Here is a 14,455-nt window from a genome sequence, read left to right as displayed (position 1 = left end):
ATTCATGGGAATTTTCTCGTTCGGCAAAAAAGACGACGACGCGCCCCCGCGGCGCGGCGGTCGCACCGGGACCTCCCGGAACGTGCGCACGGAGCGCACTGAACGCGTCGAGCGACGCTCGCGCCGCACCGAGCGTCCGGAATCGGACGCACTGCTCCTCGATCCGACCCTTCCAGAAAAGCAACGCGCGCGCCGTCGCCTCGTCGGCGCGATCGCGCTCGTCGTCGCGGCCGTGATCGTGCTGCCGATGGTGCTCGATTCGCACCCGAAGCCGGTGACGGACGACATCGCGATCGACATTCCGAACCGGCCCGCGCACCAGGCGGTCGCGCCGCGCGACGATGACGCATCCGATGTGCAGGCAGGCGTTGCGCATGACGAACCGCCGGCATCCGATGTGGCCGTGGCGGCAGCGCCGGCGCCCGCGCCGAAAGATGCCGACAAGCCGGCCGCGAAACCCGATACCACGACCACGGCGAGCGTGACGCCGCCGAAGCCCGCGCCGAAACCGGCTGCCCCGGTGGCGAAGCCGGCTGCGCCGAAGCCTGCACCTGCGGCCGTCGCGAATGCCGACGCCGCCAGCCCGGACAGCAGCGACGCTTCGTCGCCGTCGTCGCCGGCCGGTGCGCGCTTCGCGGTGCAGCTCGGTTCGTTCAAGGACGACGCGACGGCCCGTTCGTGGGCCACCAAGTTGAAATCGGCGGGCGTGCCCGCATATGTCGAGCATCGCAAGCAGGCGGACGGCAGCACGGCTACACTGTTGCGAGCAGGCCCGTTCGCGGATCGCGCGGCGGCTTCCGCCGCGATCGCGAAGGTGCGCGAAGCCGGTCTGACGCAGTAACGCACGATGCTGACTGCTTTCGACTACGCTGTATTGGCGGTGATCGCGTTGTCGGCGCTGCGCGGTGCGTGGCGCGGCTTCGTGTCCGAGATTTTCGGGCTGATCGGCTGGATCGCTGCGATCGTGATCGCGGGCCGCTACGTCGGACTGGTCGTGCCGTATATCCCGGCGAACTGGCCGGGCGGTGCGCTGACGCAGTGGGTGATCGCCTTCGCGTTGGTCGTGATCGGCGTGGTGCTGGTCGCCGGTGTCGCGAACGCGCTGCTGTCGCGGATCGCGCAGGCGAGTGGCCTGGGCGGCGTCGACCGCTCGCTGGGCATGATGTTCGGGCTCGTCCGCGGCTGCGTGCTGGTGGTGCTGCTGGTCGCGGCGGCCGGGCTGACCGAACTGCCCAAACAGGATTTCTGGCGCAATGCGCTATTGCGTCCTTTTGCCGAACAGGGCGTGCACGAGCTGAAGCAGCTCTTGCCCGACGGCATGGCCCAGTACGTACGCGTGTGACGACGCGGCCGGGCAGGACGGAACCGATTTTGTCATTCTGAAGGACATGCCATGTGCGGCATCGTAGGCGTTATCTCCCAATCCCCGGTCAACCAGCTGATCTATGACAGCCTGCTGCTGCTGCAGCATCGCGGTCAGGACGCGGCGGGCATCGCGACGGCGGACGGCAGCAATTTCCACATGTACAAGGCGAACGGCATGGTGCGCGACGTGTTCCGCACGCGCAACATGCGCAGCCTGCCCGGCACCTACGGCATCGGCCAGGTGCGTTACCCGACCGCCGGCTCGGCGTCGAGCGAAGCCGAGGCGCAACCGTTCTACGTGAACGCACCGTTCGGGATCATCCTCGCGCACAACGGCAACCTGACGAACTGGCAGCAACTGAAGGACGAGATGTTCCGGATCGACCGCCGGCACCTCAACACCAATTCCGACAGCGAAGTGCTGCTCAACGTGTTCGCGCACGAGCTGCAACTGTCGACCACGGGCCTCGAGCTCGATCCGGCGTCGGTGTTCAAGGCTGTCGCGGGCGTGCATCGCCGCCTGCAGGGCTCGTACGCGATCGTGTCGCTGATCGCCGGCTACGGCCTGCTCGCGTTCCGCGATCCGTTCGGCATCCGCCCGCTGTGCATCGGCAAACTCGAAACCGAGCACGGCACCGAGTGGATGGTTGCTTCGGAGTCGGTGGCGGTCGAAGGCATCGGTTTCGAATTCGTCCGCGACGTGCAGCCGGGCGAAGCGATCTTCATCGACCCGGCCGGCAACTTCCACAGCCAGCAGTGCGCGGAGCAGCCGACGCTGAATCCGTGCATGTTCGAATACGTGTACCTCGCGCGTCCGGATTCGTGCCTCGACGGCGTGCCGGTCTACAACGTGCGCCTGCGCATGGGCGACTATCTCGCCGAGAAGATCAAGCGCGAGCTGCCGAACGTGCCGATCGACGTCGTGATGCCGATTCCCGATTCGTCGCGCCCGGCTGCGATGCAGGTCGCCGCGAAGCTCGGCGTCGAGTATCGCGAAGGCTTCTTCAAGAACCGCTACGTCGGCCGTACCTTCATCATGCCGGGGCAGGCCGTGCGCAAGAAGTCGGTGCGCCAGAAGCTCAATGCGATGAGCATCGAGTTCAAGGACAAGAACGTGCTGATCGTCGACGACTCGATCGTGCGCGGCACGACCTCGCATGAAATCGTGCAGATGGCGCGCGATGCGGGCGCGAAGTCGGTGATCTTCGCGTCGGCTGCGCCGCCCGTGAAGTTCCCGAACGTGTACGGCATCGACATGCCGACGCGCGGCGAACTCGTCGCGCATGGCCGCACCGACGAAGAAGTCGCGAAGATCATCGGCGCCGACCATCTGATCTACCAGGACGTCGACGACCTGCGCCGCGCGGTGCGCGACATCAACCCGAAGCTCGAGCGCTTCGAGGCGTCGTGCTTCGACGGCAACTACATCACCGGCGACGTGACGCCCGAGTATCTCGATGCGATCGAGCGCGCGCGTCTCACGCCGGCATCGCAGGCCGATCGCGACACGGCGGGCGACACCGAACGCTCGCAGATGAACCTGCAGCTGTCGGTCGAGTGACACCGGCGCACGCTTCTGACGAGGCGTGATAGGATGTGGCCTTGCGTCGATTTGATATCAGCTTGCGGACGCGGGGCGACTTCCCAAAACAGCTAAAGCGAAGGCCGGTGGTAACCGGCCCGAGTCGATCGCTGTCGTACCGCACCGAAGCCCGCTGATGCCGACGCATAGCGGGCTTTTTGTTTTGCCCTGGTTTTGACTGGGTTCGCGCCACCCGCGCGGCCATCGAATACGGAAAACGGAACATGGACGACTCCCTCAACTTCGACACGCTTGCCGTGCGCGCGGGCACGCTGCGCAGCGACTTCAACGAGCACTCGGAAGCGCTGTTCCTCACGTCGAGCTTCTGCTTCCAGAGCGCGGCCGACGCGGCCGAGCGCTTCGCGAATTCGGAAGACTACTTCACCTATTCGCGCTTCACGAACCCGACCGTCACCATGTTCCAGGAACGTCTCGCGGCGCTCGAGGGCGGCGAGGCGTGCATCGCGACGGCGTCGGGGATGGCCGCGATCATGTCGGTCGTGATGGCCGCGCTGCAGGCCGGCGACCACCTCGTCAGCTCGCGCGCCCTGTTCGGCTCGACGCTCGGGATGTTCTCGCAGATCTTCAGCAAGTTCGGCATCACGACGACCTTCGTCGACCCGACCGACCTGAACGCGTGGAAGGAAGCCGTGCGGCCGGAAACGAAGATGTTCTTCCTCGAGACGCCGTCGAACCCGCTGACCGAACTTGCCGACATCGAGGCGATCGGCAAGATCGCGAAGGCATCGAATGCGCTGTTCGTCGTCGACAACTGTTTCTGTAGCCCGGTGCTGCAGCAGCCGCTGAAGCTCGGCGCGGATGTCGTGATGCACTCGGCGACGAAATTCCTCGACGGGCAGGGCCGCGTGCTCGGCGGCGCGCTGGTCGGCTCGAAGGAATTCATCATGGGCAAGGTGTTCCCGTTCGTGCGCAGCGCGGGCCCGACGCTGTCGGCGTTCAACGCGTGGGTGCTGCTGAAGGGGATGGAGACGCTGTCGCTGCGCGTCGAGAAGCAATCGGCGAACGCGCTGGAGATCGCGCGCTGGCTCGATTCGCATCCGGCCGTCGCGCGCGTGTTTCATCCGGGCCTCGAATCGCACCCGCAGCATGAACTCGCGAAGCGTCAGCAGAAGGCGGGCGGGTCGATCCTGTCGTTCGAGCTGAAGGGCGACACGCCCGAACAGCAGCGCGCGAATGCGTGGCGCGTGATCGACAACACGAAACTGGTCTCGATCACCGGCAACCTTGGCGACACGCGTACGACCATCACGCATCCGGCGACGACCACGCACGGCCGCATCACGCCGGAAGCGCGCGCGGCAGCGGGGATCAGCGAAGGGCTGATCCGGTTATCGGTCGGCCTCGAAGACGCGGGCGACATCCGCAACGACCTCGCGCGCGGCCTCGAAGGCTGAGCAGGGCAAGTCACGCATGTCGTGACGTGATTTGACGTGACAAATGGACGAAGGGCCGTTCGATCGAGCGAACGGCCCTTCGTTTTTGTGTCGATGCAAATCGTCCGGCTTACCCGGCGCGATGCCCGCCCGCGTGCGCGTCGTCACGCATCGCTTCCACCATCCATCGCAGCGTTTCGTCGAGCGGGGTGACGGGCAGCTCGCCCACCGCGCGCCGCAGCTTGTCGCGCGACCCGTTCAGGCTCTTCACCTCGTTGTGCCGCACGAAACGCGGATCGATCGTCACGTCGATCACGTAACCGGCGATGCGCGCCAGCATCGCCAGTACTTCCTTCAGCGAATACGCTCGCTCCGAGCAGACGTTGAACGTCTCGCCGGCCGGCGCGGCTTCGACCAGCTTCAGGTATGCGGCCGTCACGTCGCGCACGTCGGAGAAATCGCGGCTCACGTCGAGATTGCCGAGCGAGATCCGCGGAGCGTTGCGCGCGTAGTGCGCGACGAGCTTCGGCAGCAGGTACGCATCGCTCTGGCCGACGCCCGTGTAGTTGAACGGCCGCGCGATCACGATCGGCAAGCGGTCGGCCCATAGCTTTGCCGCATATTCCATCGCGAGCTTGCTGACCGCGTAGTCGTTCGCCGGGGCAAGTGCGACGGTTTCGTCGAGTACGCCGGCCGTCGAATTGCCGTAGATGTTCGCGCTGCTGGCGAGCAGTACGGCCGACGGGCGGCGGTCGAGGCCGGCGAGCGCGGCCAGCAGGTTGCGCGTGCCGACGATGTTGACCGCGTAGGTCTGCGACGGCTCGTCCTGCGCGACATGCGCGCGCGCGGCGAGATGCATGACCACATCGGGCCGCGCGTCGCCGGCGGCCGCGCGCAGCGCCTCGGCGTCGAGCAGATCGACGGGCAGCAGCGTGCAGTGCGCGAAGGCCGGATCGTCGGGCCGCGCCGTGCCGGGCGCGACCGTGCCCCAGACCTCATAGCCGGCCGCCTGCAGGCGCTCGGCCATGTAGCGGCCAGTGAAGCCCGTCAGGCCCGTGACGAACGCACGGCGCGACGGGCGTCCGGCTTCAGAACGTGTCATGGTGTTGATTCCGCGTCAAATCCGCTTCGACCATCATCTGGCAAAGTTGTTCGAGCGTCGTCTTCGGTTCCCAGCCCAGTTTGCTTTTCGCCTTGTCCGCGCAGCCGATCAGCAGGTCGACCTCGGCGGGGCGGTAGAACTTCGGATTCACTTCCACGAGCACATGGCCGGTCGACGCGTCGAGGCCGCGCTCCTGCTCGCCCTTGCCGGTCCATTCGATCTGGTAGCCGGCCGCCGCGAACGCCATCCGCACGAAATCGCGCACGGTCTCGGTGCGGTTGGTCGCGAGCACGTAGGTGTCGGGTTCGTCGACCTGCAGCATGCGCCACATGCCTTCGACGTACTCGAGCGCGAAGCCCCAGTCGCGCTTCGCGTCGAGGTTGCCGAGCTCGAGGCGGGTCGCCTTGCCGAGCTTGATCTTCGCGATGGTGTCGGTGATCTTGCGCGTGACGAACTCGCGGCCGCGCAGCGGCGATTCGTGATTGAACAGGATGCCGCTGCTGCCGAACAGGCCGTACGACTCGCGGTAGTTCACCGTCATCCAGTGCGCGTACAGCTTCGCGACGCCGTACGGGCTGCGCGGATAGAACGAGGTCGCTTCTGTCTGCGGAATCGATTGCACCTTGCCGAACATCTCGGAGGTCGACGCCTGGTAGAAGCGCGTCTTCGGGCTCACGACGCGGATCGCCTCCAGCAGGTTCAACGGACCCAGGCCCGTCACTTCGGCGGTCGTCGCCGGCTGGTCGAACGATACGCCGACGAAGCTCTGCGCGGCGAGGTTGTACAGCTCGTCGGGCTGCGTGCGTTCGAGCAGGCGCAGGCTCGAGCCGGCATCGGTCAGGTCGTGCTCGACAAGCGTGAGGTTCGGGTGCGTGTCGACGCCGAGCTCGGCGATGCGCCAGAAATTCACCGAGCTGGTGCGGCGGTAGGTACCGGTGACCTCGTAGCCCTTGTCGAGCAGCAGCTTGGTCAGGTAGGCGCCGTCTTGCCCCGAAATCCCGGTAATGATGGCCTTCTTGCGAGTTTGGCTCATGACGTTGTCCTGGTAGAAACGGTGGATGATGAAATTCAGGCGGTCGTGCCGGCGGCGGCCGGCAACGCGCGGCGCGCGGGGCCGCGCGTCAGGCGCCGTTCGAAGCCGTACCAGCTCAGGGTCGCGTACGCGAGCGTGATCGCGAGCGCCAGCGCGGCCGTGACGAAGCGGTTCAGGTGCAGCGGCCACAGCGCGTACAGCACGCTGAGGTGGATCAGGTACACCGTGTAGCTGACGGTGCCGACGTAGACGAGCATCGGGTTCGTCAGCAAACGCTGCACGAGGCCGCGGCCGCGCAGGGCGATCACGACGATCGATGTGCACAGCAGCAGCGAGATGCTGTAGAGCGCGGCATTCGACAGCGGCGTGTTCGCGGCGCGAAAGCGCGGGAACGACAGGTGCAGCCAGCCGAGGATCGCGAGCGACACGAGCGCGCCGACGATCGCGAGCGGATAGAACGGCTCGAGCGCGCGCCGGTCGCGGCGCAGCACGATCGCGAGCAGCGCGCCCGCGGCGAGCAGGTCCATCCGGAACGGTGTGAGGTAGTAGATCGGCCAGAACGAGTCGAACCACGGCGTCGCGATCGCGCGCAGCACGGGGGCCGCGACGATCAGCGCGGCAGCGACCCACAGCAGCGCGCGCTCCGAGCACCACAGCACGACGAACGGCCAGAAGATATAGAACTGCTCCTCGACCGCGAGCGACCACAACACGTTCAGGCTGTCGTGGCCGATGCTGCCGAGCGATAGCCCGATGTTGGTCGAGAAGAACGCGAACCACGGCCAGTGGGGCAGCCAGCTTGCGCCGAACAGGAGCGTCGACACCAGCAGCAGCAGCACATACGGCGGCAGGATGCGACGCACGCGGCGCGCGTAGAAGTGGCTGAAGTACGACTGCCCGCGCGCCTTGCGATCGAGCAGGATGCCGGTGATCAGCAGGCCGCTCAGCACGAAGAACAGGTCGACGCCCATCCAGAGCGGCGCTTTCAGCGCGTGCTGCAGGAACACGGCGCCCACCGCGATCGCGCGCAACCCGTCGAGCTGCACGATGCGGCCGTGTTGCGGCGGGGTGAGGTCCGCGGGTCGCGAGATGCCCGTCATCGCGCCGCTCCTTCGCGACGCGCGGCGTGAGCCGGGGCGTGTCGCACATCCGATGCGTATACGTGAACGTAATGCATGCCATTAAATGAAATATCGAATCGAAATCGATTCTAGGGAAAAGAAATCGGCAAAAAAACGTGCGTCATTTATCTGACGACAAACATTCAAATGCCGAATATTTCGGTCGCGGGATGAAAGGTCGCCGCCCGGAAGGCCCCGTCAGGCGGCGCGAAGCGGCATTTTCTACGGGCTGGAAAGTGAAAGGCGGTCGTTATTGCCGTTTTCGGGCGCCTTTGCACATCTGCTCCGGTTCGATATTTCACGCGGAAACATCCCCAAATATTTCCAAATTTCTTGTGATTATTTTTGCTTGTAACCTGCATCGCGACGTTTGAAACCCATTTAGCGACAGGACGGTCGTGCGGCCATGCGCCGCGGTCCCGGTCGCTGTTGCATCAAGTCTGGAGAAGCGCATTGCGACGTCTGATTCTGGTAGGCATGACGGTATGCGCGACGCTGCTGACGAGCGCCGCACCGGCCGAAACGGTGTTGCCCGCGACGACGTCGTGGATCGGCAACACGTTCGGCTATGGCGACGGCAGCTGGACGCAGATCGACATCCGCGCGATCGCGGTGACGCCCGAAGGCAAGGTGTATACGAATGCGCCGTGGGACGAGAGCGGGGCTGAAGCCAGCGTCTACCAGGACGGGAAGATGCTCGGCTTCGCCGGCGGCACGCATGGCTGGGGCAACCTCGGCGGCAGCGCGATCGCGCTGAACAGCAAGTACGCATACGTCGCGATCGGCGTCGGCAACGAGCGCGGCCACCTGCAGTCGCCCGGCATCTGGCCGGACAAGGGCAAGCAGTGGTTCGGCATCTCGCGCCGCACGATCGGCGACCTGAAGCAGCCCGCGCCGTTCCGCGCGGCGCCGCAGGTCGCGCCGGGCGGCCGTGCGGACACCGGCCGCGCGCGGATGGCCGCGAGCTTCATGATGATGAACGAGGTAGCGGCGCCCGCGCGCTCGGAAGTGGGCGAGCAGAAGGCGGAAGTCGGCGGCCTTGCGGCCGACGACAAGACACTGTTCGCGACGAATCCGTCGCGCGACGCGGTGGATGTGTACGACGCGGAGACGATGCAGCCGAAGGGCACGTGGAGTGCGCACGAGCCGGGGCGAATCGCGCTCGCGGGAGACGGCACGCTGTGGCTGCTCACGGACACGATCAACGGGCCCGCGCACCTGGTGCACGCGCGCGCGGACGGCCGCAAGCTCGACGACGCGCCCGCGCTGCCGGAAGGCACCGACGCGGTGGACGTGGCCGTCGACGCGAAAGGGCGCGTGCTCGTCGCGGACAACGGGCCGCGCCAGCAGATCCTGATCTTCTCGAAAGGCGGCAAGGGCTATGCGCAGTCGGGCACGCTCGGCGAGCGCGGCGGCATCTTCGCGGGCCCGGTGCCGGGCCGGCCGGGGCCGCAGCGTTTCAACGGGCTGACGGGCGTCGGCGTCGACCGTGCGGGCAACATCTATGTGTCGATGAACGGCATCGGGCCGCGTCACGACACGATCGGCGCAGGGCTCGGCGCGGTGCTCGAGAGCTACACGCCGGACGGCAAGCAGCGCTGGCAGGTGCAGGGGCTGCTGTTCGTCGACGGCGCGTGGCTCGATCCGGCGCGACCGAACAGCGTGTACACGGGCAACAAGCGCTTCGAGCTCGACCTGTCGAAACCGCCGGGCCAGGACTGGAAATACGTTGGCTTCCTGTCGAACCGCTTCAAGTATCCGGACGACCCCGTGTTTCATACGGACCAGTGGCCCGGCATGCCGATCGCGCGTCGCGTCGACGGCCGCACGTTCCTGTACCTCACCGACATGTACGCCGATCACCTGAAGATCTATCGCTTCGATGCGAAGCGCGACGGCGAAGTCGCGATTCCGTCCGGCCTGATCGCGGGCCGCGCACGGCCGGTCGACAACGTGCCGAACAAGCCGCCGGGCGGCGACTGGATGTGGCGCGATGCGAACGGCAACGGCCGGCTGGATGCCGACGAATTCGAGCTCAACACGACCGGCAAGGCGAAGGCGGGCGGCTGGGGCTGGTGGGTCGACACGAAGGGCGACATCTGGCGCACCAGCGACGTGCGCGGCATCCACCGCTTCCGCTATGGCGGCGTCGACAAGGCCGGCAACCCGGTCTACTCGTACGACAAGGTCACGACCTACCCGATGCCGCAGCCGTTCACGCAACTGCGCCGCTCGATCTACGACGCACAGACGGACACGCTGTACGTGACCGGTTACACGGCCGACGCACCGCCGGCACCGGGCATCAACAAGGAAGTGGGCCGCGTGCTGGTGCGCTTCGACAAGTGGTCGACGGGCTCGCCGGTCGTGCGCTACCAGGTCGCGCTGCCGTGGCAGCTCGACGCGAAGCCGATCTTCGACCTGATCGGGATCACGGCCGAGGGCCGTTACCTGTTCGGGGTGGAGCCGGTCGGCAAGATCCACGTGTACGACAAGGAAACCGGCAAGGAAGTGGGCGTGATGAGCCCGGGCGCCGAGGTCGGCAAGGCATCCGGCTGGGTCGACGTGCCGTTCGGCATCAGCGCGTTCCGGCGCGAGAACGGCGAGTACCTCGTGTTCGTCGAGGAAGACGCGCGCGGCAAGGTGCTGATGTATCGCTGGAAACCGTGACGGGCGACGTCATACAAGGCAGAAGCATGGACAAAGGCATACTCAAGAACGTTTCGATCAACTTCATCGGGCTGATCCTGCCGACCTTCGTGTCGCTGGTGACGGTGCCCGCCTATATCCACGCGCTCGGCGTCGAACGCTATGGCGTCGTCAGCCTCGTGTGGACGCTGATCGGCTATTTCGGGATCCTCGATCTCGGGATGAGCATGGCCGCGCAGAACCACATCTCGAAGGCGCTCGCGAGCGGCAACGCCGATGAAAGCGCGCGCGTGTTCTGGAGCGCGTTCTGGCTGAACCTCGGCACCGGCATCGTGGGCGGGCTGCTGATCTATTTCGGCGCGTTCATCTACACCGCGTACTTCACGAAGGTGTCGGCGGCGATGCAGCACGAGGTGTATCTCGCGCTGCCGTGGCTCGCGCTCGCGATTCCGCTGGCGAACGTGTCGTGGGTGTTCGCCGGCGCGATCAACGGCGCCGAACGCTTCGGTGTGTTCAACACGAACCAGACGATCGGTACGTTCCTGTTCCAGCTGCTGCCGCTCGGCGCCGCGTGGTGGATCGCGCCGAACCTGCAGACGGTGCTCGCCGCGGCGGTCGTCGCGCGCCTGATCGCGGCGGTGATGCTCGGTCAGGCCAGCATCAAGGTGCTCGGGATCCGGCGCATCGATCCGCCGCAGTGGGGCACCGCGAAAGGGCTGTTCAACTTCGGCGGCTGGATGCTGATCGCAAGCACGACGAGCATGATCGCCGACACGCTCGATCGCGTGATGCTCGGCGCCGGCATGGGCGCGAAGTTCGTCACTTACTACACGGTGCCGCAGAACCTCGTCACGCGCCTGAACATGCTACCGAACGCGCTCGTGCGCACGCTGTTCCCGCGCCTGTCGGCGGTCGGCCGCGACCATGCGGACACGCTCGCGCGCCAGTCGCTCGAATTCCTGAACGGCGTGTTCACGCCGGTCGGCATCGTCGCGATCTTCGCGCTCGCGCCGTTCCTCACGCTGTGGGTCGGCTCGGATCTCGCCGCGCACTCGGCGCCGGTCGGCCGCGTGCTGGTGATCAGCGTGTGGCTCGTCGGCCAGGCGAGCGTCACGCGGATCCTGATCCAGTCGCAGGTCAACCCGGCCCGCGCGGCGTTCGCCGGGCTCGTCGAGATGCCGTTCTTCGTCGGCGGCCTGTGGTACGGCATCCATCACTTCGGGCTGATCGGCGCGGCGGTGGTCGTCGCGGCGCGCGCGCTCGTCGACTACGGCGTGCTGCTGTACCTGTCGGCGATCCGGATGCGCGCGATCGTGCTCGACATGCTCGCGCACCTGGCCTTCCTGCTCGCGAGCCTGTTTCTGGCGCAGGCGTGGCCGGGGCTCGTCGAGTCGATCGGCATGTGCGCGGTCGTGCTGCTGCTGAACGTTGCGTGGTCGCTCACGATGACGCCCGGGCTGCGTGCGCTCGTGCGTGACCTGTTTGTCCGTCTCAATGCGAGGAAAACTGCATGAATCGCGATCTGGCGGAACACGCCGTATTGAATCTCGCCACCGCCGATGCGGCCGTGGCCGAAGCCGGCGATGCCGCCGCACTGCGCCGGGCGCTGCCGGCCGAACGGGCCGGCACACGCCATGCGTCGCGCACGCTGCGCGTGGCGATCGTTCACGACTGGCTCGTCACCTATGCAGGTGCCGAGCGCGTGCTCGAACAGATCGTCGCGTGCTTTCCCGACGCGGACCTGTTCAGCCTCGTCGACTTCCTCGACGATCGCGCGTTCGTGCGCGGCAAGCCGGTGACGACATCGTTCATCCAGAAGCTGCCGTTCGCGCGCACCAAGTACCGCAGCTACCTGCCGCTGATGCCGCTCGCGATCGAGCAGCTCGACGTGTCCGAGTACGACCTCGTGATCTCGAGCAGCCACGCGGTCGCGAAGGGCGTGCTGACGGGGCCGGACCAGGTGCACATCAGCTACGTGCATTCGCCGATCCGCTATGCGTGGGACCTGCAGCACCAGTACCTGGAACAGTCGAACCTCACGCACGGGCCGAAATCGCTGCTCGCGCGGATGATCCTGCATTACATCCGCAACTGGGACACGCGCACCGCGAACGCGGTGGACGGCTTCGTCGCGAACTCCGCGTTCATCGCGCGGCGCATCAAGAAGGTCTACCACCGCGACGCGGCGGTGATCTTCCCGCCGGTCGACGTCGACGCGTTTTCGCTGAACGCGGAAAAGGAGGACTTCTACCTGACCGCGTCGCGGATGGTGCCGTACAAGAAGATCGACCTGATCGTCGACGCGTTCTCGCGCACGCCCGAGCGCAAGCTCGTCGTGATCGGCGACGGCCCCGAGATGCAGAAGATCCGCGCGAAGGCCGGCCCGAACGTCGAGATCATGGGCTACCAGCCGTTCGCGGTGCTGCATGACCGGATGCGCCGCGCGAAAGCGTTCGTGTTCGCGGCGGAGGAGGATTTCGGGATCTCGGTGGTCGAGGCGCAGGCGTGCGGCACGCCGGTGATCGCGTACGGCAAGGGCGGCGCGCTCGAAACCGTACTCGATCCGCAATCGAACCTGAACCCGACCGGGCTCTTTTTCGATGAACAGACGGCGCATGCGATCGTAGCGGCCGTCGACGATTTCGAGCGTGCGCCGCAGCGCTTCACACCGAACGCGTGCCGCGCGAATGCGGAGCGGTTTTCCGCCGACACGTTCCGGCGGCGCTTTCTCGACTACGTGGAAGCCGCGCTGCCCGGCTCGACCGCGCAACGCGGTGCGGCCGTGGCGCCGATACCGGCCGCGCGCGGCCCGGCGACGCTCGTGCTCGACCAGAGCGGCGTGCTCGGCGGCGCCGAGCTGTCGCTGCTCGAGATCATGAAGCACATGCGCGCGAACGCCGACGTCCTGCTGTTCGACGACGGCCCGTTCCGCGCGGCGCTCGACGAGATCGGCGCGCGCGTCGACGTGGTCGACCAGGGCGCGCTCGCGGGTGTGCGCAAGCAGGGCGGCGTGTCGGTCGGCGCGTTGAAGCAGCTCGTGCGGCTGGTGCGCGACGTCGCGCGCCGTGCACGCCGTGCCGAAGTGATCTACGCGAACACGCAGCGCGCGATGGTGGTCGCCGCGCTCGCCGGGCGGCTCGCGCGCAAGCCGGTGGTGTGGCACCTGCGCGACATCGTCAGCACCGACCATTTCGGCAGCAAGCAGCTGCTGGCGATCAAGTACTGCGCGCGGCTCGGCGTCACGCGCGTGATCGCGAATTCGGACGCGTCCGCGCAGGCGTTCCGTAAGCTGAAGGGCTTCACGCCGCAGCACGTCGACGTCGTGTTCAACGGCATTTCGGCCGAGCCGTTCGATGCGCTGGAAGGCGTCAGCCAGGGCGCGCTGCGCGCGCGGTTGGGGTTGCCCGAGCACGCATGGCTCGTCGGTTCGTTCAGCCGCCTCGCGCACTGGAAGGGGCAGCACGTGCTGCTGGAGGCCGCTGCGCGGCATCCCGACATGCACGTGGTGCTGGTCGGTGCGCCGCTGTTCGGTGAGGACGAATATGCCGCGCAGTTGCACGAATACGTCGCGCGGCACGGGATGGAAGGGCGCGTGCATTTCCTCGGGTTCCAGCGTGACGTGGCGGCATGCATGACGGCGGTCGATGTCGTCGCGCACACGTCGATCACGCCCGAGCCGTTCGGGCGCGTGATCGTCGAGGGCATGCTCGCGCGCCGGCCGGTCGTCGCGGCCCGCGCGGGCGGCGTCGTCGAGATCATCGAGGATGGCGACAACGGGCTGCTTTGCACGCCGGGCGATGCGACTGAGCTGGCCGATGCGCTGGATACGCTGAAGCGCGACGGCGCGCTGCGCGAGCGGCTCGTCGCGAGCGGGCGCGCGACGGCGGTGCGCCGGTTCGGCACCGAAACCTACGTGGAGCGGGTCGAGAAGATTCTCGCGGATACGGCGAAGGCCGCGAAGGCGAAGAAGCAGTAGTAGTCGCCGGCGCGTGCCGGCGGGAAATGAGCCCTCATGCGGCAGTGTGCTGCGTGGGGGCTTTGCTTTTCAGCGCGGGGGCGAGTCGGGTGACTGGCGAGCAGGTTGTTGCGCGCCATGTAGGGTGCGTGCTTGATCGGTCGTCGGTTGGGGTGCGTGGCGGGCGGCGCGATCCTACGACGTGGGACGGCGGCGTGAGAAGGCGGTGTGAGAAGGCGAAGCGAGAAGGTGAC

Annotated in this window: 10 protein-coding genes; 7 read left to right on the top strand and 3 right to left on the bottom strand. The window is 66.8% G+C overall.

Annotation, left to right across the window (positions count from 1 at the left end):
• Nucleotides 1–4: 4 nt before the first annotated feature.
• The 4 genes from BCO18175_RS00190 to BCO18175_RS00175 all read left to right on the top strand — a co-directional run bounded on the left by BCO18175_RS00190 (nt 5) and on the right by BCO18175_RS00175 (nt 4,362).
• Nucleotides 5–841 carry an SPOR domain-containing protein gene (locus tag BCO18175_RS00190; protein WP_174978874.1) on the top strand — a complete coding sequence of 279 codons (837 nt, stop codon included), beginning with the start codon at nt 5–7 and terminating at the stop codon, nt 839–841.
• Between the two features lie 6 nt (nt 842–847).
• Nucleotides 848–1,342 (top strand): CvpA family protein, encoded by a 495-nt coding sequence (locus BCO18175_RS00185; protein ID WP_039358324.1) that lies wholly within the window; start codon nt 848–850, stop codon nt 1,340–1,342.
• A 51-nt stretch (nt 1,343–1,393) separates the two neighbouring features.
• Nucleotides 1,394–2,926, top strand: coding sequence for an amidophosphoribosyltransferase (purF, locus tag BCO18175_RS00180; protein ID WP_174911262.1), 1,533 nt, complete (start codon nt 1,394–1,396; stop codon nt 2,924–2,926).
• A gap of 245 nt (nt 2,927–3,171) precedes the next feature.
• Entirely contained in the window at nt 3,172–4,362 is a 1,191-nt protein-coding gene (locus BCO18175_RS00175) for an O-succinylhomoserine sulfhydrylase (RefSeq protein WP_174978873.1), read from the top strand.
• A 109-nt stretch (nt 4,363–4,471) separates the two neighbouring features.
• On the opposite strand, the gene BCO18175_RS00170 is transcribed toward BCO18175_RS00175, so the two are convergent.
• Genes BCO18175_RS00170 through BCO18175_RS00160 form a run of 3 tightly spaced genes read right to left on the bottom strand, consistent with a single transcriptional unit; the run spans nt 4,472 to nt 7,576 of the window.
• Nucleotides 4,472–5,443 (bottom strand): NAD-dependent epimerase/dehydratase family protein, encoded by a 972-nt coding sequence (locus BCO18175_RS00170; protein WP_174978872.1) that lies wholly within the window; start codon nt 5,441–5,443, stop codon nt 4,472–4,474.
• Nucleotides 5,430–6,476: a GDP-mannose 4,6-dehydratase gene (gene gmd / locus BCO18175_RS00165; protein WP_174978871.1), complete on the bottom strand. Its 1,047-nt coding sequence runs from the start codon at nt 6,474–6,476 to the stop codon at nt 5,430–5,432. Before gmd ends, BCO18175_RS00170 begins: the two co-directional genes overlap by 14 nt.
• 35 nt (nt 6,477–6,511) lie before the next feature.
• Nucleotides 6,512–7,576 (bottom strand): acyltransferase family protein, encoded by a 1,065-nt coding sequence (locus BCO18175_RS00160; RefSeq protein ID WP_174978870.1) that lies wholly within the window; start codon nt 7,574–7,576, stop codon nt 6,512–6,514.
• 498 nt (nt 7,577–8,074) lie between these two features.
• Here BCO18175_RS00160 and BCO18175_RS00155 point away from each other — a divergent pair, with 498 nt between their 5' ends.
• Genes BCO18175_RS00155 through BCO18175_RS00145 form a run of 3 tightly spaced genes read left to right on the top strand, consistent with a single transcriptional unit; the run spans nt 8,075 to nt 14,222 of the window.
• Nucleotides 8,075–10,267, top strand: a complete 2,193-nt coding sequence (locus tag BCO18175_RS00155; RefSeq protein ID WP_174979555.1) for a hypothetical protein — start codon at nt 8,075–8,077, stop codon at nt 10,265–10,267.
• Nucleotides 10,268–10,293: 26 nt separating this feature from the next.
• A complete protein-coding gene (locus BCO18175_RS00150; protein ID WP_174911246.1) occupies nt 10,294–11,760 on the top strand; it encodes a flippase in 1,467 nt (488 codons plus the stop codon).
• Nucleotides 11,757–14,222, top strand: a complete 2,466-nt coding sequence (locus BCO18175_RS00145) for a glycosyltransferase family 4 protein (RefSeq protein ID WP_174978869.1) — start codon at nt 11,757–11,759, stop codon at nt 14,220–14,222. Before BCO18175_RS00150 ends, BCO18175_RS00145 begins: the two co-directional genes overlap by 4 nt.
• Nucleotides 14,223–14,455 lie beyond the last annotated feature (233 nt).

Origin of the sequence: Burkholderia lata (genome assembly GCF_902499335.1) — a bacterium.
In the GTDB taxonomy this organism is placed as follows: Bacteria; Pseudomonadota; Gammaproteobacteria; order Burkholderiales; family Burkholderiaceae; genus Burkholderia; species Burkholderia lata_B.
The sequence above is the reverse complement of the archived record's forward strand: the minus strand, read 5'-3'. Positions and strand labels throughout refer to the sequence as shown.

Excerpts from the sequence above, each read along its gene's own strand:
- BCO18175_RS00185 (WP_039358324.1), top strand. The coding sequence starts at position 848 with ATGCTGACTGCTTTCGACTACGCTGTATTGGCGGTGATCGCGTTGTCG.
- BCO18175_RS00155 (WP_174979555.1), top strand. The coding sequence starts at position 8,075 with ATGACGGTATGCGCGACGCTGCTGACGAGCGCCGCACCGGCCGAAACG.
- BCO18175_RS00145 (WP_174978869.1), top strand. The coding sequence starts at position 11,757 with ATGAATCGCGATCTGGCGGAACACGCCGTATTGAATCTCGCCACCGCC.
- BCO18175_RS00160 (WP_174978870.1), bottom strand. The coding sequence starts at position 7,576 with ATGACGGGCATCTCGCGACCCGCGGACCTCACCCCGCCGCAACACGGC.
- BCO18175_RS00150 (WP_174911246.1), top strand. The coding sequence starts at position 10,294 with ATGGACAAAGGCATACTCAAGAACGTTTCGATCAACTTCATCGGGCTG.
- BCO18175_RS00170 (WP_174978872.1), bottom strand. The coding sequence starts at position 5,443 with ATGACACGTTCTGAAGCCGGACGCCCGTCGCGCCGTGCGTTCGTCACG.
- purF (WP_174911262.1), top strand. The coding sequence starts at position 1,394 with ATGTGCGGCATCGTAGGCGTTATCTCCCAATCCCCGGTCAACCAGCTG.
- gmd (WP_174978871.1), bottom strand. The coding sequence starts at position 6,476 with ATGAGCCAAACTCGCAAGAAGGCCATCATTACCGGGATTTCGGGGCAA.
- BCO18175_RS00175 (WP_174978873.1), top strand. The coding sequence starts at position 3,172 with ATGGACGACTCCCTCAACTTCGACACGCTTGCCGTGCGCGCGGGCACG.
- BCO18175_RS00190 (WP_174978874.1), top strand. The coding sequence starts at position 5 with ATGGGAATTTTCTCGTTCGGCAAAAAAGACGACGACGCGCCCCCGCGG.